The following is a 26,978-nucleotide window of genomic DNA, read 5'->3' on the forward strand; positions in this document are numbered from 1 at the left end:
GGGCCCTCCGCCAGGGCAGGCGTTCAGGACGCCGCGCCGATGCCTCCCATGACGCTGGCGAAGAGCAGGATGCCGAGCAGCGGCAGGATCACCGTGGCCACGATGCCGCAGATGAGTCCGGCGGTCGCCGAGCCCTTGTTGGTGGCCTCGCCGCGGTTCGCCTTCCCCCGGCCGACGGCGCCGAAGACGATCGCCAGGATGCCCAGGATCACACCGAAGAACCACAGGAAGAAGGTGAGGCTGCAGACCAGGCCGATGATGCCCAGCACCAGCCCGGTGGTCCCCATGCCGTTGCTCGGCTGCATGGGCATCATGTAGCCGGGCGCCTGCGGATAGGGCGCGGGGGGCATGCCCTGCGGAGCGGGACCCGAGGGGTAACCGTAGGACGGGCCGGACTGCGGATAGCCGTAACCGGGACCCGGCTGCTGCGGGGGCTGTGACGGCGGCCCGAACCCACCGGGTACGGGGTTGCTGCCGGACATGAAAAAGATCTCCCCTCCGTTAAAACCGACCCCGGCATCATATTGACTTCCCTCCTCCCCGAAGGGGGGATTCCCGGCTCGGGACCGCGCTCCCGGAGCGGCCCTCCGGAAGCGGCCCTCCGGAAACGAAGCACCGGGGCCCGGCACCGATGCCCTCGGTGCCGGGCCCCTTCATCGTGTCGGCCGCGTCCGGACCCTCAACCGGAGAAGCCGACCCGCGCGAGCCGCAGCGGGCCGCGCAGCCGGAGCCGCACGTCGTGCACGCCGTCGGCGACGGCGAAGGACGCGCGGAGCGTGGTGTAGTCGTACGGGCCGGACGTGGCCGCCTCCGGCGACAGCCCGGCGAGCACCGGCCCGCCGTCGAGCGAGACCTCGGCCGTGCCCTCGCCGGACACCTCCACGGTCAGCTCCGTCACCCCGCCGCCGAAGTCGCAGCGCCGGAAGAGGAGTTCGCCCTCCTTCCCGGCCACGGGGGTGACCGCGTCGCCCGCCGCCTTCGTGCGGTCGACGATCTCGATACCGCTCTGCTCGTCGAAGTCGGCCGCGTCCAGGCCGTGTTCGAGGACGGGACGCGGGACGGCCGGCTCGCCGTCCAGGGTGACCGTGGTCCGTGCCCGCACGTCCTCGCTGGACGCACCGGCCAGCAGTTCGTACGCCCCCGGCTCCACCCGCCACCGGCCCACCGCCACGTCCCAGAACGCGAAGGCGGACAGCGGCAGCACGAAGGACAGCTCGGCCGTCTCCCCGGGCGCCAGCGTCACCCTCCGGTGCGCCAGCAGCTCACGGCGCGGACGCGGCACCGAGGGGTCCACGGCACGGGTGTAGAGCTGGGGCACCTCGTCGGCGGTGACCTCACCGGTGTTGGTGACGGTGAAGGAGACCCGCACCGCCGACCCGTCGACGTCCGCCGTCGGCTCCCCGTAGGAGAAGTCCGCGTACGACAGGCCGTGCCCGAAGGGGAACAGCGGCGTGCCCTCGAAGTACAGATAGGTCTGCCGGCCGCCGATCACGTCGTAGTCGAGGAGGTCCGGCAGGTCGGCGTCGTCGGCGTACCAGGTCTGCGGCAGCCGGCCGGCGGGGGAGACGTCACCGGCGAGCACCCGGGCCAGCGCGGTGCCCGCGGCCTGACCGCCGTGCGCGGTCCACAGCAGCGCCGGGAGGTCCGCCGCGTCCACCGCGTACGGATAGGCGGAGGTCAGCACCAGTACCGTGTTCGGGTTGGCGGCGCGGGCCGCCCGCAGCAGCCGCTCCTGCTGGGCGGGCAGCCGCAGCGTCGTACGGTCCTCGGTCTCGCGCCCGTTGATGTGCGGATCGTTGCCGGCGACCACCACGACCACGTCGGCGCCGGCCGCGGCGCGCGTGACCGCGTCCTGCCCGCGCTCGACGACGACCAGCTCGAAGACCTCGGGATCCTCCTCGGCAACCTTCACGCCGTCGGCGGCGACCTGCACATGGCGCCCTGTCCCCACATGCCTGAGGAGGTGACCGTCACCGTGCGGTTCCAGCCGGAACGTCTCCTGCACGATCCAGCCGCCCGGCTGGTCGGCGGAGGCGCGCACGTACCCGTCCTCGGCGACCGAGAGATAGCGGCCGTCGGGCGCCCGCAGGGTGAGCACGCCCTCGCCCCAGTCGGCCAGGGCGAGTTCGGTGCCGTCCGCCCCGGCGGTCAGCGGCGGCAGGTCGGTGCGGCCCGCGAGCAGCGCCGGGTCCAGGGCGCCCTCGGCGCCGCGCGCCGTCTCGGGCGCCTCGGGGGCCGGCGGAACGTGCAGAAACGTACCGGCGGAGGTCTTCAGCAGCACCCGGTCCATGCCCTCGGCGAACTCCACGCGCTCGGCGCCGAAGCGCTCGTAGAGGCCCTCCAGCGGGGTGGAGCGGTGGATGAGGCTGCCGCTGTACCAGTCGAGCTTGCACTCGTCGGCGAGCAGCCCGACGACCGCGATCCGGGTGTCCGGGGCGAGCGGCAGCGGGCCGTCGTTCTTCAGCAGGACGATCGCCTGCTCGGCGGCCTCCCGGGCGAGCGCCCGGTGCTCCGGGGTGTCGAAGGGCTGCTCCCCGGCGTACGGGTCCGCGCCCGGGTCGAACTCGCCGAGCCGGAACCGCACCGAGAGCTGGCGGCGTACGGCCGTGTCGATGTCGGCCTCCGTCAGCAGGCCCCGCTCCAGCGCGCCCCGGACACGTCCGATGATCTTCGAGCCGTCGGTGCCGTGGTCGGTGAAGCTGTCGACACCGGCCCGCAGGGCCGCCGCGGTGGCCTCCTCGTGGGTGTCGAAGTAGTGCTCGGAGTCGACCAGGTTGGACGGCGCACCGGCGTCCGAGCAGACCAGCAGGTCCTCTTCGGTCCAGGCGCGCAACTGCTCGCGCAGATACGGGGAGACGTGGTTCGGGCGGCCGTTGACCAGGTTGTACGCCGGCATCACGCCCGCCACCGCGCCCGCCTCGACGGCGTCGCGGAAGGCGCGCAGGTCGTACTCGTGCAGCACGCGCGGGCGGACGGAGCTGGACGTGGTGTCGCGCTCCGTCTCGTTGTTGTGCGCCAGCCAGTGCTTGAGGACGGGGGCCGTGCGCCAGTGGACCGGGTGGTCGCCGCGCAGGCCGTGGGTGTAGGCGGTGGCGATCGCCGAGGTGAGCTTCGGGTCCTCCGAGTAGCCCTCCTCGTTGCGGCCCCACAGCGGGTGGCGCAGCAGATTGACGGTCGGGGCCCAGACGTTGAGGCCGACGCGCTCGTCACGGGCGCGCATCGCGCGGGTCTCGCGGGACACCGCCTCGCCCACCCGGCGCACCAGTTCCTGGTTCCAGGTGGCGCCGAGGCCGACGGCCTGGGGGAACACGGTCGCCGGGCCCATCCAGGCGACACCGTGCAGGGCCTCCTGGCCGGTGCGGAAGGCGGCGACGTCCAGGCGCTCGACGGCCGGCGCGAACTGGTGCAGAAATCCGATCTTCTCGTCGAGGGTGAGCCGCGACAGAAGGTCGTCGATGCGCTTCGCGAACGGCAGAGCCGTATCGCGGAAAGGCGGCGTAGGCGGCGTTTGTGCGGTCACGTGGAGTTCCCCTCGGGATGGAGCGGCGAGGCGCTTTCGAAGCGCTTCGATGCTCATTCGAGGTGGGGGTGGGTGTCAAGGGATCCGAGGGCACGGATCGGACGCCTCGTGGATGATCCATGGGCAGTATGCCTCTATCGCAATCGCGCATACATCCGAGGAATCTTCGATGCGACTCTTGTGTGCCCCTGGGTGTTCACTTAACCTCGCAGCAACATCGAAGCGCTTCGACTGTGAGGCCCGCCACTCCGGCGCACCTTCCGCCGAACCACCGCTTCGGCTCAGCCAGTTCCACTGAAGACACCGCAGCCGACGGCCACCGCCGGGTGTCCTGGTGCGCCATGAAGGGTTGACGCAATGACGCCGAACGCCGCCCCCAGCTCCTCCGGACCGAGCCGGAGAAGCTTCCTCGCCTCCACGGCGGTCGCCACCGCAGCGGTGGCGGGAGGAATGCCGCTGCTCGCCGCGTGCGGTGGGTCCGACGGAGGTTCGCGGGACGGCACCACGTCGAGCAAGGACGCCAAGAAGATCCTCCCGGCGTACGTGGCGAGCAATGTGGTCACGCCCGACATCCCCAGCAAGAACGGTTCCGCGGTCGGCTTCACCAGCAAGCTCGACCTCGCGGGCCTGAAGACGTCGGTGCCGAAGAAGCTCGGCAAGGGCGGCAAGGTCACCATCATGTCGCCGTTCTGGGGCTCCCCGCCCAAGGACGGCAACGCCTACTACACGTCGATGAACGACCTCATCGGCGTCGACGTGGTCTGGCAGAACCAGGACGGCAACACCTACGACCAGAAGCTCGGCGCGGTCCTCGCCTCCAGCGAGGTGCCCGACGTGGTGGTCGTGCCCGGCTGGAACATGACGGGCAAGATCCCCAGCGCCATCATCGGCAAGTTCGCCGACCTCGGCCCGTACCTGTCCGGCGACGCCGTCAAGGAGTACCCGAACCTCGCGGCGATCCCCACCGACGCCTGGCAGCGTGCCATCTTCGGCGGCAAGCTGCGCGGCCTGCCCATGCCGTCCTCGTACGTCACCGGCATCGTCCCGCTCTACCGCCAGGACATCTTCGAGAAGGAGGGCTACGAAGTCCCCCGCTCGTGCGACGAGTTCATGGCACTGGCCAAGGACGCCACCAACGCCAAGGCCAAGCGCTGGGCCTGCCTGGACATGAAGTGGACCGCCTTCAACGCCTTCGGCGTGCTCTCCGGCAACGAGAAGTCGCTCGGCTGGAACGAGGTCGACGGCAAGCTGATCTACCGCATCGAGACCGAGGAGTACCTCGAGGCCCTGGAGTGGACGCGCAAGCTGTTCGCCGCCGACGTGGTGCACCCCGACGCCAGGCTGGGCAAGAGCAACGCCGCCGACCCCGGGCCCAAGTTCGCCGCCGGTGAGTTCCTCGTCTACAACCAGGACTCCTCGCAGTGGTGGAGCCGCACCGCCGAACAGGCCGTCCAGAACCCCGAGTTCAAGATCTGGGGCATGGACATCTTCGGCCACGACGGCGGCGACCCCACGCTGTGGGCGCAGAACCCGGCCGGCATCTTCGCCTTCGTCAACAAGAAGGCGTCCGAGGCCGTGATCCGTGACGTGCTGGCCGTCGCCAACGTCACCGCCGCGCCGTACGGCACCAAGGAGTACATGGCCACCAACTACGGCGTGGAGGGCACCCACTACACCGTCAAGGACGGCGTGCCCACCAAGACCGACCAGGGCAACATCGACGTGATGAACGCCTACGTGATGGTCGCGAGCCCCGCCGCGACCATCGCCCACCCCGACTTCCCCGAGGTCGCCAAGGGCCAGGTGGAGTGGCAGCAGCGGATGGGCGCCTTCACCAAGAAGTCGTCCTTCTACGGCATGCAGATCACCGAGCCCGCCCGCTGGACCAACCTCTCCAACGACTTCGAGCAGCTGGAGGACGACGTCGTCCGCGGCCGCAAGAAGATCAGCGACGTGCAGCAGGCCGTCTCCGACTGGAAGAGCAAGGGCGGGGACAAGCTCCGCGACTGGTACCGGAAGATCCTCGACGAGAACGGCTCGGCGGCCGGCTGACCAGGTACCGAGGCAAGGAGAACCGCCGTGTCCCACAGCACGGTGCCTCGGACCGACACCGAGGCCGAAGCGAAGGAGAACCCCCCGGTGGCGCACGGCGGCGCCACCGGGGCCACGAAGAAGCCAGCCGCCGGGAAGCTCAGCCTCCGGGTGAGGCTCAGACGCGACCGCGTCCTGCTGCTGATGACACTGCCGGCCATCCTGCTGGTACTGCTCTTCAACTATGTGCCGATCCTCGGCAACGTCGTCGCGTTCCAGGAGTACGACCCCTACATCAGCGACAACGGGGTCGTCTCCATCCTGCACAGCCCCTGGGTGGGCCTGGAGAACTTCCAGCGGATCTTCGAGGACTCCGCCTTCTGGAACTCGGTCCAGAACACACTGGTGCTGTTCTTCCTCCAGCTGGTGCTGTACTTCCCGATCCCCATCCTGCTCGCGCTGCTCATCAACAGCGTGGTCAGGCCCCGGGTGCGGGCGATCTCGCAGGCCATCCTCTACCTGCCGCACTTCTTCTCGTGGGTGCTGGTCGTCGCCGTCTTCCAGCAGCTGCTCGGCGGTGCGGGGCTCCTCTCCCAGCTGCTGAGGCAGCACGGGTACGACGGGCTCGACATCATGACCGACCCGGAGACCTTCAAGTTCCTGATCACCGCGCAGAGCGTGTGGAAGGACGCCGGCTGGGGGATCATCGTCTTCCTCGCCGCGCTGGCCTCGGTCAGCCCCGACCTGTACGAGGCGGCCGCGATGGACGGCGCCAACCGCTGGCGCCGCATGTGGCACGTCACCCTGCCCGCGCTGCGGCCGGTGATCGCCCTGCTGCTGGTGCTGCGCGTCGGTGACGCCCTGACCGTCGGGTTCGAACAGATCCTCCTGCAACGAGGCGCCGTGGGACCGGGCGCCGCGGAGGTCCTGGACACCTTCGTGTGGTGGAACGGTGTGCGCAACCAGGACTTCGGCTACGCGGCCGCCGCCGGTCTCGTCAAGGGCGTCATCAGTCTCGGCCTGGTCCTGGCAGCGAACAAGGTGGCCCACCTCATGGGCGAGCAGGGGGTGTACAAGAAGTGACCGCAGTGATCGACAAGCCCGCGCGGACTCCCGGCCGGTGGGCGGCTCCGCCCCGGCCGGTGTGGGAGGAAGCGCCCAGCCGGGCCGGACTCGCCGGCAAGGGGCTGGTCCTGCTCTTCGCCTGCCTGGCCATCCTGTTCCCGCTGTGGATCGTCGTCGTCACCAGTCTGTCCTCACGGAAGACCATCGACGAGGCCGGCGGACTGGTGATGATCCCGAAGGACATCACCTTCATCGCCTACCAGGAACTGCTCAGCGGCGGCCAGGTCACCCGCGCCACGATCGTCAGCATCGGCGTCACCCTCGTCGGCACCCTCTTCTCGATGGCGGTGTCCGTGCTGTGCGCCTACGGGCTGTCCCGCAGCGGCTCCGTCGGCCACCGCTGGATCCTCATGGTGCTGCTGGCCACGATGTTCTTCAGCGCCGGCCTCATCCCCACCTATCTGCTGGTGCAGTCCCTGGGCCTGACGGACAGCTATCTCGCGCTGATCCTGCCCAGCGCGATCAGCGTCTTCAACGTCCTGGTGCTGCGCGGCTTCTTCATGGGCATCTCGCAGGAGCTGATCGACAGCGCCCGTATCGACGGCGCCGGGGACCTGCGCATCCTGTGGCAGATCGTGCTGCCGCTGTCCCGCGCGGTCGTCGCGGTGATCACGCTGTTCTACGCCGTCGGGTACTGGAGTGCCTGGTTCAACGCCTCGCTGTACCTCAACGACCAGGACATGCTGCCGCTGCAGAACGTCATGATCCAGCTCGTGCAGAAGCAGGAGGCGCCGGTCGGGCTCGGCCAGGCGATCAAGACCGGTGAGCTGTCCGGTCTTGCGGTGCAGATGGCCGTCATGGTGATGGCGTTGTTGCCGGTGGCCGTGTTGTCGCCGTTCGTCCAGAAGCACTTCAAGAAGGGCATGCTCACCGGTGCCGTCAAGGGCTAGCGCCCTGTGCAGTGGGGGAACCTGCGTGGTCGTTCGGCCGCGGGTTTCGTGTGGTTGATCGCGCAGTTCCCCGCGCCCCTTCAGGTTTCTCCACTCACCCCCCTCATAGGCGAGGTTCTGTCATGTTCGCGTCCTCCTTGAGCCGGCGTGCCGTTCTTGCCGGAGCGGCGGCCGTCGCCGCCGTCGCCGGTGTTCCCGTTCTCGCCGGCCAGGCGAAGGCCGCCGGGTCCTCCTCCTACCGCTGGCGCAACGTCGTCATCGGCGGGACCGGGTTCATCACCGGTGTGCTGTTCCATCCTCGTGTGCGCGGGCTCGCCTACGCCCGGACCGACATCGGGGGTGCCTACCGCTGGGACGACCGGCGTGACCGCTGGGTCCCCCTCCTCGATCACATCGGGTGGGACGACTGGAACCTGCTCGGTGTCGAGGCGATGGCGGTCGACCCCGCCCACCCGGACCGGCTGTACCTCGCCTGCGGCACCTACGCCCAGTCGTGGGGGAGCAACGGTGCCGTACTGCGTTCGGACGACCGCGGCGCCACCTGGCGGCGCACCGACCTCACCGTGAAGCTCGGCGCCAACGAGGACGGCCGGGGCGCGGGGGAGCGGCTCCTCGTGGACCCGCGCGACAGCGACACCCTGTGGCTCGGCACCCGGCACGACGGGCTGCTCAAGTCCACCGACCGGGGCGCCACCTGGGCGCCGGTGAGCGGATTCCCGGCCGTCCCGTCCGCCACCGGCCAGGGCGTCACCCTCCTGGTCGCCGCCGGGCGCACCGTCTACGCCGGCTGGGGCGACGGCGGCGGTGCGAACCTCTTCCGCACGGCCGACGGCACCACCTGGGAGGCGGTCCCCGGACAGCCGTCCGGCACCGCCGCACGCGTACCGATCCGCGCCGCGTACGACCGGCACACCCGCGAGCTGTACGTGACGTACGCCGACGCGCCCGGCCCCAACGGCCAGTCCGACGGCAGCGTGCACAAGCTGCGCACCGTCGGTGGCGAGTGGAGCGAGGTCACCCCGGTGAAGCCGGGCGGAACAACTGAGGACGGCTCCGCCGACACCTTCGGCTACGGCGGGGTCGCGATCGACGCCCGCCGTCCCGGCACCGTCGTCGTCTCCACCAACAACCGCTGGGCGGCGGTCGACACCCTGTACCGGTCCACCGACGGCGGTCGCAACTGGCGCTCGCTGAAGGACACCGCCGTCCTCGACGTGTCCGAGACGCCGTATTTGAACTGGGGTGAGGACAAGCCCAAGTTCGGCTGGTGGATCCAGGCGCTCGCCCTCGACCCGTACGACTCGCGGCACCTCGTCCACGGCACCGGCGCGACCCTCTACGGCACCCGCGACCTGAAGCACTGGGCCCCGCAGATCCGCGGCCTGGAGGAGACGTCCGCCCGCCAGCTGATCTCGCCCCCGGCCGGGAAGGCGCACCTGATCAGCGGCTGCGGCGACATCGGCGTGCTGTACCACGACCGGCTCACGGCGTCCCCGTCGCGCGGCATGGCCACCGACCCCGTCTTCGGCACCGCGACCGGCCTCGCGCAGGCCGCGCGCAGGCCGCAGTACGTCGTACGGACCGGCTGGGGCGACCACGGCAACGGCGCGTACTCCCACGACGGCGGGCGGACCTGGGCGCCCTTCGCGGCCCAGCCCCCCATCGCCAAGGACGCACCGGGACCGATCGCGGTCAACGCCGACGGCGGCGTGCTCCTGTGGTCCTTCGTGCACTGGGACGGCACCAAGTACCCGGCCCACCGCTCGGCGGACGACGGCACCACCTGGTCCGAGATCCCCTCCTTCCCGAAGGGCGCCACGCCGGTCGCCGACCCGGCCGACCCGGCGCTCTTCTACGCATACGACACCGACACGGGAACGCTGCTCGCCAGCACCGACGGGGGCCGTTCCTTCACCGCCCGTGCGACCGGGCTGCCCTCGGGGGACAGCCAGTTCAAGCTGGTCGCGGCGCCCGGCCGCACCGGCGACCTGTGGCTGAGCACCAAGTGGAACGGGTTGTACCGATCGATCGACGGGGGCGAGAGCTTCGCCAAGGTGGCGAGCTGCTGGGCCTCCTACACCCTCGGCTTCGGCAAGGCCGCCGACGGCGCCGACTACCCGGCGGTCTACCAGGTCGGCTCGACCGAGGCGATCACCGCCGTCTACCGCTCCGACGACGGGGCGAAGACCTGGACGCGGATCAACGACGACGACCACCAGTGGGGCTGGACCGGCGAGACCATCACCGGCGACCCGCGCGTGTACGGCCGGGTCTACCTCGCCACCAACGGGCGCGGCATCCAGTACGGGGAGCCCGTCTGATGCCGAACCTGAGCGACGTCACCCGCGGCCGCCTCCTCTACGGCGGCGACTACAACCCCGAGCAGTGGCCCGAGGAGGTCTGGCACGAGGACGTCCGCCTGATGAAGGAGGCCGGCGTCAACTCCGTCACCCTCGGCGTCTTCTCCTGGTCGAAACTCGAACCCCGCCCCGGGGAGCGGGACTTCGGCTGGCTGGACCGGCTGATGGACCTGATGCACGACAACGGCATCGGTGTCGTCCTCGCCACCCCGACCGCCTCCCCGCCGCCCTGGATGGGGCACCTCCACCCGGACACCCTGCCCCGTGACGCGGAGGGCCGGACCGAGTGGTGGGGCGGACGCCAGCACTTCTCGCACTCCAGCGCCACCTACCGCCGGTACGCCGCCGCCGTCACCGAGGACCTGGCCGCCCGCTACGCCACCCACCCGGCCCTCACCCTGTGGCACATCAACAACGAGTACTGCACCTACGACTGGGGCGACGAGGCCGCCGCCCGCTTCCGCGACTGGCTGCGCCACCGCCACGGCTCCCTCGACGCCCTCAACACCGCCTGGGGCACCGCCTTCTGGAGCCAGGGCTACGGCGACTGGGCCGAGGTGCTGCCGCCCCGCCACGCGCACTACCTGAAGAACCCCACCCAGGTGCTGGACTTCAAGCGCTTCACGTCCGACATGCTCCTGGAGTGTTACACCGCCGAACGCGACATCGTCCGCCGGCACACCCCGCACCTCCCGGTCACCACCAACTTCATGCCGCTGTGGGCCGGCCAGGACGCCTGGCGCTGGGCGGAGGAGGAGGACGTCGTCTCCGTCGACCTCTACCCCGACCCGCGCGACCCCCTCGGCGCGCAGAGCGGCGCCCTGGTGCAGGACATGACCCGCTCCCAGGCCCGCGGCCCCTGGATGCTCATGGAACAGGCGGCCGGAGCGGTCAACTGGCGCCGGGTGAACCGCCCCAAGCCGCGCGGCCTCAACCGTCTGTGGTCCCTCCAGGCCGTCGCCCGGGGCGCCGACGCCGTCTGCTACTTCCAGTGGCGCCAGTCCCGGCAGGGCGCGGAGAAGTTCCACTCCGGGATGGTCGGCCACGCGGGCGAGCGGGGACGTACGTACCAGGAGGTCAAGCAGCTCGGCGCGGACCTCGCCCGGATCGCCCCGCACGCCACCGGCGGCCAGGTCACCGCCGACGTCGCCGTGCTGCACGACTGGCACTCCTGGTGGGCCGGCGACCAGGAGGCCCGTCCCTCCCACGAGGTCGACTACCCGCAGGTCCTGAGCGCCTGGCACCGCGCCCTCTGGGCGGCCCACCTGGCCACCGACTTCGCCCACCCCGAACACGACCTGACCGGCTACCGGCTCGTCGTCGTCCCGCAGCTCTACCTCCTCACGGACGCGGCCGTCGACAACCTCCTCGCCTACGTACGCGGCGGCGGCACCCTCGTCTGCGGCTTCCTGACCGGCGTCGCCGACCAGGACGACCGGGTCCGGCCCGGCGCCATGGACGCCCGGCTGCGCGAGCTGTTCGGCATCCGCACCCTGCACGAGTGGTGGCCGCTGGACGCGGGGGAGACCGCCGACTGCGAGGGCGGCCTGCGCGGCACCCTGTGGTCCGAGGAACTGGAGCCCGACGGCACCGCCGACGAGACCGTCCCCTACAAGGGCGGGGAACTCGACGGACTGCCCGCCGTGCTGCGCAAGGGCCGCGCCTGGTACGTCTCGACGCTCCCCGAACCGGAGGCGCTGCGCGCCCTGCTGACCCGCGTCGCCACCGGCGCGGGCGTCCGGCCGGTGCTCGACGGGCTCCCGGACGGAGTCGAGGCGGTCCGCCGCGGTGAGCTGCTGTTCCTGCTCAACCACGACCGCGAGCCGGTCACCGTGGACGTCCCGGGAACCCACCACGACCTGCTGACGGAGACCACCGTGACCGACCGGATCACCCTCGGCCGCCACGGCGTGGCGGTGCTGAAGCCATGAGCGCCACGCCCGTCCACGGAACCTGGGAGCCGCGCCCGGCCGCCCGCTGGGAGGACGCCTTCCTGAGCGGCAACGGCCATCACGGCGCCCTCGTGTTCGGCGATCCGAACGACGACCGGACCGTCGTCACCCATCACACCCTCGTCCGTCCGGGCGAGGACGCCGACCGGAACCGGCTGCCGCCCCGGCTCGCCGACGGACTGTCCGGCCTCCAGGACCGGCTGCTCGCCGGCGACCCGACCGCCGCCGAGGGCTTCACCGACGGCCGCCGGCTCCAATGGGTGCAGCCCTTCCACCCGGCCTTCCAGGTCCGCCTGCGCCGCCCGGACGGCCACCAGGACCAAGGCCGGGACGGATACCGCCGTACGGTCGACTTCGCCACCGGCGTCGTCGAGGCGACCCGTGCCGACTGGACCAGCCGGGTCTTCGTCTCCCGCGCCGACGACGTGATCGTCCAGCACGTCACCGGCCCCGGACTCACCCTCGACGTCTCCCTGGACCACCGGCTCCCGAGCGCCCCCACCGGCCTGGGCGTCGGCCACGGCGCCGTCCTCACCCCCGAGGGCGCCCTGCTCAGCCTGCGCGCCCGCTACCCGGGCAGCGGCCTCGCCTGCACCGGCGTCACCCTGGTCGCCGTCACCGGCGGCCGGACGGCGCTCGCCCCGCCGGGCCTGCGCACCGAGGGCGCGCGGTCGGTGCTGCTGCTCACCCGGGTGCGGCGGCACACCGGGGAACTCGACGTGGTCGCCGAGGGCCGCGCCCTGCGCGAGCTGCTCGACGACGCCACCGGGACCTCGTACGACGGCCTCCTCGCCCGTCACCTCCCCCCGCACCGCACCGCCTACGAACGCGTCACCCTGGACCTGGCCGCCGGCCCGGACGAACGCGCCCTGCCGGGCTCGGAGTTGCTCACCCGGCCGCGCAGCGCCGCCCTGCTCGAACGGCTCTTCGCGGCCGGCCGCTACCACCTGCTGTCCTCCAGCGGCCTGTTCCCGCCCCGCCTCACCGGACTGTGGACCGGTGACTGGGACACCGCCTGGTCCGGCGCCTTCACCAACGACGCCAACCTCAACCTCCAGACCGCCTCCGCCGCCGCCGCGGCCCTCCCCGAGGTCACCGAGGCACTGGCCGCCCTGATCCGGCGGCAGTTGCCCGACTGGCGGGACAACGCCCGCGCGGTCTTCGGCACCCGGGGCGTCGTCGCGCCCGCCCACAGCGACGGCGAGTCGGGGCACTCGTACCACTTCAGCCGCGAGTACCCGCTGCACCTGTGGACCGCCGGCGCCGACTGGCTGCTCAAGCCCCTCGTCGACCACGACGACACCCGCGGCGAACGCGACCCGGACACCGCCGCCGCGCTCGCCGAGGTCGCCCTGTTCTACGAGGACTTCCTCACCCGCACCGACAGCGAGGGGCGGCTGGTCGTCGTTCCCTCCTACTCGCCGGAGAACCGGCCCGCCAACGCGAGCTGGGGCACCGTCAACGCGGCCATGGACCTCTCCGCGGCCCGGCACGCCCTGCGCACCGCCGCCGCGTACCACCCGGAGCACGCCGACCGCTGGCGGGCGCTCGCCGACCGGCTGCCCCCGCACCGGATCAACGCCGACGGGGCGCTCGCCGAATGGGCGTGGCCCGGCCTGGAGGACTCCTACGACCACCGCCACCTCAGCCACCTCTACGGCGTCTGGCCACTGGACGAGATCACCCCCTACGACACCCCCGACCTGGCCGCCGCCGCCCACCGCGCCCTGGAACTGCGGGGCGCCGAGAACGACTCCGCGCACGGCCATCTGCACCACGCGCTGATCGCGGCCCGCCTCCGGGACGGCGAGCGGGTCACCCACGCGCTCGGCCAGGTCCTCGACGGCGACTTCTTCCACGCCTCCCTGATGAGCGCGCACTACCCGCACCGCCACGTCTACAACGCCGACGCCGCCCACACCCTGCCCGCCGTGCTGATCGAGGCGCTCGTCCAGTCCACCCCCGACCGGCTGGTCCTGCTGCCGGCACCCCTCCCGGCGTACCCGAGCGGCGAACTGCGCGGCATCCGCACCCGCTTCGGTGCCGAACTCGACCTCACCTGGTCCCCGGACGCCGTCACCGCCGTCGTCCGGCCGACCCGTACCCACCGCATCGACCTGTGGACTTCCGCCGGCGTCGAACCGCTCGACCTCGTCGCCGGAGAAGACCGCGTCCTCACCCCGAAGACGCGGTGACCCCCGCAATTCCCCCCACCCATGGAAGGAACGCCATGGCAACAAGCACCCTGAGCAGGATCACCAAGGTCCTGCTGGCGCCCGCCCTCGCGCTCGGCGCGACGGTCGGACTCGCCTCCGCCCCCGCGCACGCCGCCGTCTGGAGCTCCTGCGACCAGTGGGGCAACACCGGCCTCAACGGCTACACGCTCTACAACAACATCTGGGGTTCCGGCGCCGGCGCCCAGTGCGTCTGGGCCAACTCCGGCACCGACTGGGGCGTGTGGGCGAACCACCCCGACACCGGCGGCATCAAGTCCTACCCGAACGCCAAGAAGGTGATCAACAAGTCGATCACCTCCCTCTCCTCGCTCACCAGCAGCTACAACGTCACCGTCCCGTCCTCGGGCGCGTACAACACCTCGTACGACATCTGGGACACGGACTACGACTACGAGATCATGCTCTGGGTCAACCACAACGGCGCCGTGGGCCCGCTCGGCAGCCCGCAGGGCACCGTGAGCCTCGGCGGCCACACCTGGAACGTCCACAAGGGCAGCAACGGACACAACGAGGTCTTCTCGTTCCTGCGCACCTCGGACTCGAACTCCGGCACCGTGAACATCCTCCCGATCCTGAAGTGGATCAAGGACACCAAGGGCTGGATGGGCAACGAGACCATCGGTGACGTGCAGTTCGGCTACGAGATCACCTCGTCGTCCGGCGGGCTGGACTTCCGCACCAACAACCTGACGGTGTCGGGCGGCTAGTCACCGCGTCTTTGTGCCGCCCGCACCGGTGCACGGTGCGGGCGGCCTCGTGCTTCCCGGCGACGCCCGGCCGCCATAACGCCGTGCAGGGGCCGGAGCGGGAGTTCCGGCGCGGTGACCGGCGCGACTACGTTTTCGGCGATCACAGTGGAGCGCGTCCGCGAGACACAGTTCGCCCGCCCCGCGTTCGCGGGCGCGCTCCAGGTCAGGCACGCCCCGTCCTTCCGCCCCCACCGAGGAGACCGAGGAATCCGCCATGACACCATCCGCCCCCGATGAACCCGGTACCGGCGCCGACCGCCCGATCAGCCGCAAGAACCTGCTCAGGGCGGCCGTCGCCGCCGGTGCCGCCGTCCCGTTGCTCGCGACGGGCACGGTGGCGCTCGCCAGGGACGCCGGCACCCAGGGACGGGACCTCGCGCCGACACCGTTCTGCGACGACGGCGACGATCCCACGATCCCCCAGATGGAGGGTCCCTACTTCAAGCCGAACTCCCCGTTGCGCGGCAACCTCGTGACCCCGGGCACCCCGGGCACCCCGCTCACCGTCAGCGGTTACGTCTTCGGCCGCAACTGTGTCCCGCTGAGCGGGGTCCTGCTCGACTTCTGGCAGGCCGACAACGCGGGCGCTTACGACAACGTCGGGTACACCTTCCGCGGGCACCAGTTCACCGACGCCTCCGGCGCCTTCAGCCTGCGGACGATCGTGCCCGGTCTCTATCCGGGCCGTACCCGCCACATCCACGTCAAGGCCCAGGCGCCCGGTGAGCCCGTCCTGACCACCCAGCTGTACTTCCCCGGCGAGCCCCGCAACAACACGGACACGATCTACGACCCGGCGCTGCTGATGAACGTCCGCGACGTCGGCGGCGGCAAGGAAGCCACCTTCGACTTCGTGCTCGACGTCGAGGGCGACCCGACGGATCCGCCGACGGACCCGCCCACCGACCCGCCGGGCGGAAGCTGGGCTCCCGGCCGCCCGTACGCGGCGGGCGACCGGGTCACCTACGGGGGCGCCGGGTACCGCTGTCTGCAGGCCCACACCTCGATGGCCGGCTGGGAGCCGCCCAACGTTCCGGCGCTGTGGCGCCGCGAGTGACAGCGGGCGGGTGAGCTACTGGGCGGGTGCCGGGCCCGAGCTGGCGCGGACGGTCAGTTCGGGCGCGATCAGCACGACCTCGTCGCCGCCCCGCCCGTCGAGCTTGGCGACCAGCTGTTCCACGGCGAGCCGGCCCATCTCCTGCGCGGGGACGGCGACCGACGTCAGCCGCACCGAGGCCTGCACGGCGACCTGCTCCGGGCAGATCGCGACCACCGAGACGTCCTCGGGCACGGCCCGGCCCTGCTGCCGCAGCAGGGCGAGCAGCGGTTCCACCGCCGACTCGTTCTGCACGACGAAGCCCGTGGTGCCGGGGCGTTCGTCGAGGATCCGGGCGAGCGTCACGGCCATCGCGTCGTACCCGCCCTCGCAGGGCCGGTGCAGCAGCCGCAGTCCCAGCTCCCGCGCCCGGCCGCGCAGCCCGTCCAGGGTGCGCTCGGCGAAGCCGGTGTGCCGTTCGTAGACCGCCGGTGCCTCGCCGATGACGGCGATGTCGTGGTGCCCCCGCTTGGCGAGGTGCTCCACGCACAGCGCGCCGGTGGCCTTGAAGTCGAGGTCGACGCAGGTCAGGCCGGTGGTGTCGGCGGGGAGACCGATCAGCACCGCCGGCCGGTCGGTCTCCCGCAGCAGCGGGAGGCGCTCGTCGTCGAGTTCGACGTCCATCAGGATCATGCCGTCGGCGAGTCCGCTGCCCGCGACCCGGCGCACCGCGTCCGGGCCCTCCTCACCGGTGAGCAGCAGCACGTCGTACCCGTGGGTGCGGGCCGTGGTGGCCACCGCGATGGCGATCTCCATCATCACCGGCACGTACATGTCCGTACGCAGCGGGATCATCAGCGCGATGATGTTGGACCTGCTGCTGGCCAGGGCGCGGGCCCCGGCGTTCGGGTGGTACCCGAGTTCGCGGATGCTCCGCTCGACCCGCTGCCGGGTGTTCACGGAGATGGACCGCTTGCCGCTGAGGACATAGCTCACCGTGCTCGCGGAGACTCCGGCGTGCTGGGCGACCTCGGCGAGGGTGACCATCCAGTCTCCAAGCTTGTGAAGCGCTTCGACAGTGCGCTCGATGTACAGGGGGTGGGTGAGGGTGATCCGACAGTAGCCTCACAGGATGACGGGTGTCCATAGGCTGTCGAAGCGCTTCGACAGCTTTCTCCGGAGCCGGGCCGGACCGTTCCTCGGGAGCCGGGCCGGACCGAAGGGGGCGCCGGAGGAATTGTCCCTCACTCCCGCCCGCCCTCCGGGGGCGGGCGCGTCGGCCGTACGGCCGCACGAAGGGTGGCGGGGCGGCTACGAATCGGGTACATACGATCGGGTAGCACCAGTCAGTAATGTAATGACACCATCCCATTCGCGGCGAGGTGAGCCTCATGTCCGCAGCACCCGAGACACCCCGGTCCCCGTCCCGACCCACCGTCACCGAACGTGAGGCCCGCCAGGTGGCGGAGGCCGCCCGGGAACAGGACTGGCGCAAGCCCAGCTTCGCCAAGGAACTGTTCCTCGGCCGCTTCCGGCTCGACCTGATCCACCCCCACCCCCTGCCCGCCGACGAGCACGTCCAGCGCGGCGAGGAGTTCCTCGCCAAGCTCCGCGACTTCTGCGAGACGAAGATCGACGGCGCCCGGATCGAGCGCGACGCCCTGATCCCCGACGACGTGATCACCGGGCTCAAGGAGCTCGGCGCCTTCGGCATGAAGATCGACACCAAGTACGGCGGCCTCGGCCTCACCCAGGTCTACTACAACAAGGCCCTCGCCCTGGTCGGCTCCGCCAACCCGGCGATCGGCGCGCTGCTCTCCGCGCACCAGTCGATCGGCGTACCGCAGCCGCTGAAGATCTTCGGCACGCGGGAGCAGAAGGAGACGTTCCTGCCGCGCTGCGCCCGCACCGACATCTCGGCCTTCCTGCTCACCGAGCCCGACGTCGGCTCGGACCCGGCACGCCTGGCCACCACCGCCGTACCCGAGGGCGACGAGTACGTCCTCGACGGAGTGAAGCTGTGGACCACCAACGGCGTGGTCGCCGACCTCCTCGTGGTCATGGCGCGGGTGCCGAAGTCCGAGGGCCACCGGGGCGGCATCACCGCGTTCGTGGTGGAGGCGGCCTCCGAGGGCGTCACCGTGGAGAACCGCAACGCCTTCATGGGCCTGCGCGGACTGGAGAACGGCGTCACCCGCTTCCACCGGGTCCGCGTCCCCGCCGCCCACCGCATCGGCGAGGAGGGCCAGGGCCTGAAGATCGCCCTGACCACGCTCAACACCGGCCGGCTGTCCCTGCCCGCGATGTGCGTCGGCTCCGGGAAGTGGTGTCTGAAGATCGCCCGCGAGTGGTCGGCGGCCCGGGAGCAGTGGGGCAAGCCGGTGGCGCTGCACGAGGCCGTCGGCTCCAAGATCGCGTTCATCGCGGCGACCACCTTCGCCCTGGAGGCCGTGGTCGACCTCTCCTCGCAGATGGCCGACGAGGACCGCAACGACATCCGCATCGAGGCCGCCCTCGCCAAGCTGTACGGCTCGGAGATGGCCTGGCTGATGGCCGACGAACTGGTCCAGATCCGCGGCGGACGCGGCTTCGAGACCGCCGAGTCCCTGCGGGCGCGCGGCGAGCGGGCGGTCCCGGCCGAGCAGATGCTGCGCGACCTGCGGATCAACCGCATCTTCGAGGGCTCCACGGAGATCATGCACCTGCTGATCGCCCGCGAGGCCGTCGACGCCCACCTCTCGGTCGCCGGCGACCTGATCGACCCCGAGAAGTCCCTCGGCGACAAGGCGAAGGCGGGCGCGGGCGCGGGCCTCTTCTACGCCAAGTGGCTGCCGAAGCTCGTCGCCGGACCCGGACAGCTCCCCGGCACGTACGGCGGGTTCAAGCACGGCGTCGACCTCTCCGGGCACCTGCGCTACGTCGAGCGCACCTCCCGCAAGCTCGCCCGCTCCACCTTCTACGCCATGTCCCGCTGGCAGGGGAGGATGGAGACCAAGCAGGGCTTCCTGGGCCGGATCGTCGACATCGGCGCCGAACTGTTCGCCATGAGCGCCGCCTGCGTCCGCGCGGAACTCCTGCGCGGCCGGGGCGAGAACGGCCGCGAGGCCTATCAGCTCGCCGACGCCTTCTGCCGCCAGGCCCGCATCCGCGTCGAGGAACTCTTCGACCGCCTGTGGACCAACACCGACGACATCGACCGCAAGGTCGTCAAGGGCGTCCTCTCCGGCACGTACGAGTGGCTGGAGCAGGGCATCATCGACCCCTCGGACGACGGCCCCTGGATCGCCGACGCCTCCCCGGGCCCCTCCGAACGGGAGAACGCCCATCGGCCGATCCGCTGACACGGGGGAGACCCGCGGTTCCTCTCGCCCGCGGTCCGCACGCCACCCCGGAGGTGTCCACCGGACAGGACGGAGCCCATGCGATCCGATCCCCCGCCCGACCGGCCGGCCGTATCCGCGAGGTGCGGGAGTCCCGGGAACCCGGCCGGGAGGAACCGGGCGGGACGACCGGGCGCGGCGCCCGGAGGATCGGGCAGATCGAGCGTGGAGCCCCGGACGCGCGTTTCCACGGCCTGCTGATCGCACAAGCCTTCGACGTCCCGCCCGCGGATCCGGCCGTCGGCCGAGCGGCGGTTCGTCCGCCGGCCGTGCACGGGACGTCAGCCGCCCCGCCGGGGCGCGGGGAGGGACCGGCCGGGGAATCCGGCCGGTCCCTCCGCGCGGAAGGACATATGACCGACCCGCCGGGGCGGGGCCCGGACCGTGCGCGTGACCCGACACAATGGGGTCCATGACCGACGCTCCAGCCCCCCTCGCCGACCCGCACCTCGTCTACGACCCCGTGGCGGGAGACGGACCGAAGGACGTGGTGATCCTCGGCTCCACCGGGTCGATCGGCACCCAGGCCATCGACCTCGTGCTGCGCAACCCCGACCGCTTCCGGGTCACCGGCCTGTCCGCCAACGGCGGCCGGGTCGCCCTCCTCGCCGAGCAGGCCCACCGGCTGCGGGTGCGTACCGTCGGTGTCGCCCGCGAGGACGTCGTACCGGCGCTGCGCGAGGCGCTGTCCGCGCGGTACGGGGCGGGGGAGCCGCTGCCCGAGATCCTGGCCGGGAAGGACGCGGCCACCCACCTCGCCGCCTCCGACTGCCACACCGTCCTCAACGGCATCACCGGCTCCATCGGTCTCGCCCCGACCCTCGCCGCCCTGGAGGCGGGCCGCACCCTCGCGCTCGCCAACAAGGAGTCGCTCATCGTCGGCGGCCCGCTGGTCAAGGCCCTCGCCGAGCCCGGTCAGATCATCCCGGTCGACTCCGAGCACGCCGCCCTCTTCCAGGCGCTGGCCGCCGGCACCCGCGCGGACGTCCGCAGGCTCGTCGTCACCGCCTCCGGCGGCCCCTTCCGCGGCCGCACCAAGGAGCAGCTCGCCGACGTCACCGTCGAGGACGCCCTCGCGCACCCCACCTGGGCCATGGGGCCGGTCATCACGATCAACTCCGCGACCCTCGTCAACAAGGGCCTGGAGGTCATCGAGGCGCACCTGCTGTACGACATTCCCTTCGACCGCATTGAGGTCGTCGTGCACCCGCAGTCGTATGTCCACTCGATGGTCGAGTTCACGGACGGATCGACACTGGCCCAGGCGACGCCCCCCGACATGCGGGGGCCGATCGCCATCGGCCTCGGCTGGCCCGAACGGGTCCCCGACGCCGCCCCGGTCTTCGACTGGAGCAAGGCGTCCACCTGGGAGTTCTTCCCCCTCGACGACGAGGCGTTCCCCTCGGTGAACCTCGCCCGGCGCGTCGGCGAGCTCGCGGGAACCGCCCCGGCGGTGTTCAATGCCGCGAACGAGGAGTGCGTGGAGGCGTTCCGCGCCGGCACGCTGCCCTTCAACGGGATCATGGAGACCGTCACCCGGGTGGTCGAGGAACACGGCACCCCCGCGTCGGGAACTTCACTGACCGTGTCGGACGTCCTCGAAGCTGAGACCTGGGCGCGGACGAGAGCCCGGGAACTGACAGTCCGGACGGCGAGCGCGGAGGCGCGTGCATGACGACCCTGATGTTCATCCTCGGCATAGTCGTCTTCGCGGCCGGCCTGCTGTTCTCGATCGCGTGGCACGAGCTGGGCCATCTGTCCACGGCCAAGATGTTCGGCATCCGCGTGCCCCAGTACATGGTCGGCTTCGGCCCGACCCTCTGGTCGCGGAACAAGGGCGAGACCGAGTACGGCGTCAAGGCGATCCCGTTCGGCGGCTACATCCGCATGATCGGCATGTTCCCGCCCGGCCCCGACGGCCGCATCGAGGCCCGTTCCACCTCGCCGTGGCGCGGCATGATCGAGGACGCCCGCTCGGCAGCCTTCGAGGAGCTCGAGCCCGGCGACGAGAAGCGCCTGTTCTACACGCGCAAGCCGTGGAAACGGGTCATCGTGATGTTCGCGGGCCCGTTCATGAACCTGATCCTCGCGGTGGCGCTGTTCCTCACCGTGCTGATGGGCTTCGGCATCCAGCAGCAGACCACCACCGTCAGCTCGGTCTCGCAGTGCGTGATCGCGCAGACCGAGAACCGCGACGACTGCAAGAAGTCCGACCCCCAGTCCCCGGCCGCCGCCGCGGGGATGAAGGCCGACGACAGGATCGTCGCCTTCGCCGGGGTCAGGACCGACGACTGGGGCGTCCTCTCCGACCTCATCCGCGACAGCGCCGGCAAGAGCGTGCCGATCGTCGTCGAACGCGACGGCCGGGAGGTCACCCTCCAGGCGAAGATCGCGACCAACATGGTCGCCAAGAAGGACGCCAACGGCGCCTACGTCGAGGGTGAGTACGTCAAGGCCGGCTTCCTCGGCTTCAGCGCGGCCACCGGAGTCGTCAAACAGGACTTCGGCGACTCCGTGGTCTGGATGACCGACCGGGTCGGCGACGCCGTCGACTCCCTCGCCGCCCTGCCGTCCAAGATCCCCGCCCTGTGGGACGCGGCCTTCGGCGACGGCCCCCGCGAACCCGACTCCCCGATGGGCGTCGTCGGCGCGGCCCGGGTCGGCGGTGAGATCGCCACCCTCGACATCCCGGCCTCGCAGCAGGTGGCCATGTTCGTGATGATGCTCGGGATGTTCAACCTCTCCCTGTTCCTGTTCAACATGCTCCCGCTGCTGCCGCTCGACGGCGGGCACATCGCGGGCGCCCTGTGGGAGTCGCTGCGCCGCAACATCGCCAGGGTGCTGCGCCGCCCCGACCCGGGCCCGTTCGACGTGGCGAAACTGATGCCGGTGGCGTACGTGGTGGCAGGGGTCTTCGTCTGCTTCACCATCCTCGTCCTGATCGCGGACGTGGTGAATCCGGTACGCATCTCATAACTCCCGGGAGGCGACACCCGCCGTTCACGACGGCCTGGGACCCTTTGGTTCCGGGCCGTCGCCCTTTGAGTGGGTTTAGGGGCGGGATGTGCTCGGGCGTTGGCCATTGCCGTAATCTCGGAGCCCGGAGCCCGCTGCTCACGGGGAGCCGGACCTAGATCCACGACTTGGGGTTGCACAGCAGATGACTGCGATTTCTCTCGGCATGCCGTCCGTTCCGACCAAGCTCGCCGAGCGCCGGAAGAGCCGGCAGATCCAGGTCGGATCCGTGGCGGTGGGCGGGGACGCCCCCGTGTCCGTGCAGTCGATGACGACCACGCGCACGTCCGACATCGGCGCCACCCTCCAGCAGATCGCCGAGCTCACCGCCTCCGGCTGCCAGATCGTCCGGGTCGCCTGCCCCACGCAGGACGACGCCGACGCGCTGGCCGTGATCGCGAAGAAGTCGCAGATCCCGGTGATCGCCGACATCCACTTCCAGCCCAAGTACGTCTTCGCCGCCATCGAGGCCGGCTGCGCGGCGGTCCGGGTGAACCCCGGCAACATCAAGCAGTTCGACGACAAGGTCAAGGAGATCGCCAGGGCGGCGAAGGACCACGGCACCCCGATCCGCATCGGCGTGAACGCCGGGTCGCTGGACCGGCGCCTGCTCCAGAAGTACGGCAAGGCGACCCCCGAGGCGCTGGCCGAGTCCGCCCTGTGGGAGGCGTCCCTCTTCGAGGAGCACGACTTCCGCGACATCAAGATCTCCGTCAAGCACAACGACCCGGTCGTCATGGTCGAGGCCTACCGCCAGCTCGCCGCCCAGTGCGACTACCCCCTCCACCTCGGCGTCACCGAGGCCGGGCCCGCCTTCCAGGGCACCATCAAGTCGGCCGTCGCCTTCGGCGCGCTGCTCTCCCAGGGCATCGGCGACACCATCCGCGTCTCCCTGTCGGCCCCGCCGGTCGAGGAGATCAAGGTCGGCATCCAGATCCTGGAGTCGCTCAACCTGCGCCAGCGCGGCCTGGAGATCGTCTCCTGCCCCTCCTGCGGACGCGCCCAGGTCGACGTGTACAAGCTCGCCGAGGAGGTCACGGCCGGGCTGGAGGGCATGGAGGTGCCGCTGCGGGTGGCCGTCATGGGCTGTGTCGTCAACGGTCCCGGCGAGGCCCGCGAGGCCGACCTCGGCGTCGCCTCCGGCAACGGCAAGGGGCAGATCTTCGTGAAGGGCGAGGTCATCAAGACCGTCCCCGAGTCGAAGATCGTGGAGACGCTGATCGAGGAGGCGATGAAGATCGCCGAGGAGATGGAGAAGGACGGCGTGGCCTCGGGCGAACCGCAGATCTCGGTGGCGGGCTGACGGGTCCTCACCCGTGCCGGGCGGCGTGATCCGGCCCGTCCGGCACGTGAGGACGAGGCCCTTTCCGGGCCGGAGCGGGGATCTGGGGGCGGCGGTCCCCAGCTCGCGAAGGTACAGTGCGGAGAAATCAGCAGACCCCAGTGTGTGAGGCCCCGCACGTGTTGACGCAGACCACATCCCGGGTCCTCGAACCGAGTGACCTGGCCGCCGCACTCGCCGTACTCGACCGCGAGCCGGTCGCGAACGCCTTCGTGACGGCCCGCGTCCAGATCGCGGGCCTGGACCCGTGGCGGCTCGGCGGCGAGATGTGGGGCTGGTACGAGGGGGGCGTCCTGACGTCCCTGTGCTACGCGGGCGCCAACCTGGTGCCCATCTGCGCCACCCCCCGGGCCGTCCGCGCCTTCGCCGACCGTGCCCGGCGGGCCGGCCGCCGCTGCTCCTCGATCGTCGGCCCGGCCGAGCCCACCGCCGCGCTCTGGCGGCTGCTCGAACCCCAGTGGGGCCCCGCCCGCGAGGTCCGCACCCACCAGCCCCTCATGGTCACCGACCGCCTGTCCGACCTCATAGCCCCCGACCCCTACGTCCGCCGCGTCCGCAAGGACGAACTCGAGACGGTCATGCCGGCGTGCGTGGCGATGTTCACCGAGGAGGTCGGCGTCTCCCCGCTGGCCGGCGACGGCGGCCTGCTCTACCAGGCCCGGGTCGCCGAGCTCGTCGGCGCCGGCCGCGCCTTCGCCCGCTTCGGCACCGACGGCAAGGTCGTCTTCAAGGCCGAGATCGGCGCCGCGACCGACCGCGCCTGCCAGATCCAGGGCGTCTGGGTGGCCCCCGAACACCGGGGCAAGGGCGTCGCCGCGCCCGGCATGGCGGCCGTCCTGCGCTACGCCCTGACGGAGATAGCGCCCGTGGCGAGCCTCTACGTCAACGACTTCAACACGCCCGCCCGCAGGACGTACGAGAGGGTGGGCTTCCAGGAGGTCGGCGCCTTCATGAGCGTGCTGTTCTGAGCGGGCACGCCCTGTAGTCTCCCCGGCATGGTGCGCTTTCCCGGTCACGGCCGCCCCCACCCCGACGACATCGTGATCGGTCCCCTCGACCTCCCCGGCCACGTCGACGAGGCGCTGGCGGTGCAGGCGGTGGCGTTCGGGCTCGGCCCCGACGAGGTGGCCGTACGCCGGCAGATCGTGCTGCGGCACATGACCCTCCCGGGCGCCCGGGCCTTCGGCGCCACCGTCAAGGGCCGGCTGGCCGGCTTCGTCTACGGCATGCCCAACGACCGCGCCCACTGGTGGTCCACCGTCGTCGAGCCCTATCTGCGCGCCCGTGGCCACGACGACTGGCTCGACGACTCCTTCGTCATCACCGAGCTGCACGTCCACCCCCGGCACCAGAAGCACGGCATCGGCCGCGCCCTGATCACCACGATCACCGACGGCGCCGAGCAGCCCCGCTCGATCCTCTCCGCGATCGACGTCGAGAGCCCCGCCCGCCGGCTGTACCGCTCGCTCGGCTACCAGGACCTCGCCCGCCAGGTCCTCTTCCCCGGCGCCCCCAAGCCGTACGCCGTCATGGGCGCCCCGCTGCCCCTCCTCCGCCGATAGGGACAATGGATTTCCGCCGTCCCGTCCCGCCCGGCTAACCTCCTGTCATCACCCAGACGCAGCAGGAGTACGGAAACCATGGCGAACGCACCGGTCCAGCGCATGTCCCAGTTGATGGCGAAGACGCTGCGCGACGACCCGGCGGACGCCGAGGTCCTCAGCCACAAGCTTCTCGTCCGGGCCGGCTATGTGCGCCGCACCGCCGCCGGCATCTGGACCTGGCTGCCCCTCGGCAAGAAGGTCCTCGCCAACGTCGAGCGGATCGTCCGCGAGGAGATGGACGCCATCGGCGCCCAGGAGGTGCTGCTCCCCGCGCTGCTGCCGCGTGAGCCCTACGAGGCGACCGGCCGCTGGGACGAGTACGGCCCCGAGCTGTTCCGCCTCCAGGACCGCAAGGGCGGCGACTACCTCCTCGGCCCCACCCACGAGGAGATCTTCACGCTGATGGTGAAGGACCAGGCGTCCTCCTACAAGGACCTGCCGGTCATCCTCTACCAGATCCAGTCCAAGTTCCGCGACGAGGCCCGCCCCCGCGCCGGCATCCTGCGCGGCCGCGAGTTCCTGATGAAGGACTCGTACTCCTTCGACCTGGAGGACGAGGGCCTGGCGAAGTCGTACGCCCTGCACCGCCAGGCGTACCAGAAGGTCTACGAGCGCCTGGGCCTCGACTACCGCATCGTCGCGGCCACCGCCGGCGCCATGGGCGGCTCCAAGTCCGAGGAGTTCCTCGCCCCCGCCGAGGCCGGCGAGGACACCTTCGCGGACTGCCCGAACTGCGACTTCGCCGCCAACACCGAGGCGATCGCCTACGAGCTGAAGCCGGTCGACGCCGCCGGTGTCCCGGCCGCCGAGGACATCCCCACGCCCGACACCCCGACCATCGAGACCCTCGCCGCCCAGCTCGGCGTCGAGGCCTCGGCCACGCTGAAGAACCTGCTGGTCAAGGTGGACGGTGAGATCGTCGCCGTGGGCGTGCCCGGTGACCGCGAGGTCGACATGGACAAGGTCGAGGCGCACTTCGCCCCGGCCGCGGTGGAGATGGTCACCGAGGCCGACTTCATCGCCCGCCCCGACCTGGTGCGCGGCTACGTCGGTCCGCAGGGCCTGGGCAAGGTGACGTACATCGCCGACCCGCGCGTGGCCCCGGGCACCGCCTGGATCACGGGCGCCAACAAGGCCGACACGCACGCGAAGAACGTGGTCGCGGGCCGCGACTTCGAGGTCGACGCGTACGTGGACGTCGTGGTGGTCCAGGAGGGCGACCCCTGCCCCAAGTGCGGCACGGGCCTGCGGCTGGACCGCGCCATCGAGATCGGCCACATCTTCCAGCTGGGCCGCAAGTACGCCGATGCCCTCAAGCTCGACGTCCTCGGCCAGAACGGCAAGCCGGTCCGCGTCACCATGGGCTCCTACGGCATCGGCGTCTCCCGCGCGGTGGCGGCCCTCGCCGAGCAGACCGCCGACGACAAGGGTCTGTGCTGGCCCGCCGAGGTCGCCCCGGCCGACGTCCACGTGGTCGCCGCCGGCAAGGCCCTCCAGACCGAGCTGGCCCTCGACGTCTCCGAGAAGCTGTCCGCCGCCGGCCTCCGCGTCCTGGTCGACGACCGCCCCGGCGTCTCCCCGGGCGTGAAGTTCACCGACTCGGAGCTGATCGGCGTCCCGCAGATCCTGGTCGCCGGCCGCCGCGCGGCGGAAGGCGTCGTCGAGCTCAAGGACCGCCGCACGGGCGAACGCGAGGAGCTCACCGTCGACGAGGCCGTCGCCCGCCTCACGGCGTGA

18 protein-coding genes are annotated in these 26,978 nt (G+C 71.2%); 15 read left to right on the forward strand and 3 right to left on the reverse strand.

The genetic code is table 11. The annotated features are described in order from the left end of the window. Positions 1–23: 23 nt before the first annotated feature. Both ACZ62B_RS22045 and ACZ62B_RS22050 read right to left on the reverse strand, forming a co-directional pair. A complete protein-coding gene (locus ACZ62B_RS22045) occupies positions 24–482 on the reverse strand; it encodes a DUF4190 domain-containing protein (protein ID WP_344566198.1) in 459 nt (152 codons plus the stop codon). Positions 483–679: 197 nt separating this feature from the next. Beyond that, complete coding sequence (locus ACZ62B_RS22050; RefSeq protein ID WP_469691775.1) at positions 680–3,520, reverse strand: glycoside hydrolase family 3 C-terminal domain-containing protein; 2,841 nt, start codon at positions 3,518–3,520, stop codon at positions 680–682. 357 nt (positions 3,521–3,877) lie between these two features. On the opposite strand from ACZ62B_RS22050, the gene ACZ62B_RS22055 reads away from it, so the two are divergent. The 8 genes from ACZ62B_RS22055 (at position 3,878) to ACZ62B_RS22090 (ending at position 15,921) form a co-directional block, all read left to right on the forward strand. Next, on the forward strand, positions 3,878–5,572 hold the full coding sequence (locus tag ACZ62B_RS22055) for an extracellular solute-binding protein (protein ID WP_469691777.1): 1,695 nt from the start codon (positions 3,878–3,880) through the stop codon (positions 5,570–5,572). A 27-nt stretch (positions 5,573–5,599) separates the two neighbouring features. Continuing rightward, positions 5,600–6,634 carry an ABC transporter permease gene (locus ACZ62B_RS22060; protein ID WP_344566192.1) on the forward strand — a complete coding sequence of 345 codons (1,035 nt, stop codon included), beginning with the start codon at positions 5,600–5,602 and terminating at the stop codon, positions 6,632–6,634. Further along, on the forward strand, positions 6,631–7,566 hold the full coding sequence (locus tag ACZ62B_RS22065; protein ID WP_344566191.1) for a carbohydrate ABC transporter permease: 936 nt from the start codon (positions 6,631–6,633) through the stop codon (positions 7,564–7,566). The genes ACZ62B_RS22060 and ACZ62B_RS22065 overlap by 4 nt, the downstream gene beginning before the upstream one ends. 122 nt (positions 7,567–7,688) lie before the next feature. Then, positions 7,689–9,887, forward strand: coding sequence for a WD40/YVTN/BNR-like repeat-containing protein (locus ACZ62B_RS22070; protein ID WP_469691779.1), 2,199 nt, complete (start codon positions 7,689–7,691; stop codon positions 9,885–9,887). Then, positions 9,887–11,857 (forward strand): beta-galactosidase, encoded by a 1,971-nt coding sequence (locus ACZ62B_RS22075; RefSeq protein WP_469691781.1) that lies wholly within the window; start codon positions 9,887–9,889, stop codon positions 11,855–11,857. The genes ACZ62B_RS22070 and ACZ62B_RS22075 overlap by 1 nt, the downstream gene beginning before the upstream one ends. Further along, positions 11,854–14,073, forward strand: coding sequence for a glycosyl hydrolase family 95 catalytic domain-containing protein (locus ACZ62B_RS22080; RefSeq protein ID WP_468719572.1), 2,220 nt, complete (start codon positions 11,854–11,856; stop codon positions 14,071–14,073). The genes ACZ62B_RS22075 and ACZ62B_RS22080 overlap by 4 nt, the downstream gene beginning before the upstream one ends. Positions 14,074–14,108: 35 nt before the next feature. After that, the gene (locus tag ACZ62B_RS22085; protein ID WP_468719570.1) at positions 14,109–14,822 is read left to right on the forward strand and encodes a glycoside hydrolase family 12 protein; all 714 of its coding nucleotides are present in this window, start codon (positions 14,109–14,111) and stop codon (positions 14,820–14,822) included. Positions 14,823–15,078: 256 nt separating this feature from the next. Then, the gene (locus tag ACZ62B_RS22090) at positions 15,079–15,921 is read left to right on the forward strand and encodes a dioxygenase family protein (protein ID WP_344566183.1); all 843 of its coding nucleotides are present in this window, start codon (positions 15,079–15,081) and stop codon (positions 15,919–15,921) included. A gap of 15 nt (positions 15,922–15,936) precedes the next feature. Here ACZ62B_RS22090 and ACZ62B_RS22095 read toward each other — a convergent pair whose 3' ends face one another. Continuing rightward, entirely contained in the window at positions 15,937–16,947 is a 1,011-nt protein-coding gene (locus ACZ62B_RS22095) for a LacI family DNA-binding transcriptional regulator (RefSeq protein WP_344566181.1), read from the reverse strand. A gap of 344 nt (positions 16,948–17,291) precedes the next feature. On the opposite strand from ACZ62B_RS22095, the gene ACZ62B_RS22100 reads away from it, so the two are divergent. The 7 genes from ACZ62B_RS22100 to ACZ62B_RS22130 all read left to right on the forward strand — a co-directional run bounded on the left by ACZ62B_RS22100 (position 17,292) and on the right by ACZ62B_RS22130 (position 26,978). Continuing rightward, the gene (locus ACZ62B_RS22100; RefSeq protein ID WP_344566179.1) at positions 17,292–19,241 is read left to right on the forward strand and encodes an acyl-CoA dehydrogenase family protein; all 1,950 of its coding nucleotides are present in this window, start codon (positions 17,292–17,294) and stop codon (positions 19,239–19,241) included. Between the two features lie 451 nt (positions 19,242–19,692). Next, entirely contained in the window at positions 19,693–20,955 is a 1,263-nt protein-coding gene (gene dxr / locus ACZ62B_RS22105) for a 1-deoxy-D-xylulose-5-phosphate reductoisomerase (RefSeq protein WP_344566177.1), read from the forward strand. Between the two features lie 8 nt (positions 20,956–20,963). Next, positions 20,964–22,256, forward strand: a complete 1,293-nt coding sequence (locus tag ACZ62B_RS22110; RefSeq protein WP_344566227.1) for a M50 family metallopeptidase — start codon at positions 20,964–20,966, stop codon at positions 22,254–22,256. Between the two features lie 184 nt (positions 22,257–22,440). Next, on the forward strand, positions 22,441–23,598 hold the full coding sequence (ispG, locus tag ACZ62B_RS22115; protein WP_344566175.1) for a flavodoxin-dependent (E)-4-hydroxy-3-methylbut-2-enyl-diphosphate synthase: 1,158 nt from the start codon (positions 22,441–22,443) through the stop codon (positions 23,596–23,598). Between the two features lie 158 nt (positions 23,599–23,756). After that, positions 23,757–24,605, forward strand: coding sequence for a GNAT family N-acetyltransferase (locus ACZ62B_RS22120; RefSeq protein ID WP_344566173.1), 849 nt, complete (start codon positions 23,757–23,759; stop codon positions 24,603–24,605). A gap of 27 nt (positions 24,606–24,632) precedes the next feature. Continuing rightward, entirely contained in the window at positions 24,633–25,199 is a 567-nt protein-coding gene (locus ACZ62B_RS22125; RefSeq protein WP_344566171.1) for a GNAT family N-acetyltransferase, read from the forward strand. Positions 25,200–25,277: 78 nt separating this feature from the next. Beyond that, on the forward strand, positions 25,278–26,978 hold the full coding sequence (locus ACZ62B_RS22130) for a proline--tRNA ligase (RefSeq protein WP_344566169.1): 1,701 nt from the start codon (positions 25,278–25,280) through the stop codon (positions 26,976–26,978).

It is taken from the genome of Streptomyces sp. NPDC053426 (assembly GCF_055585405.1).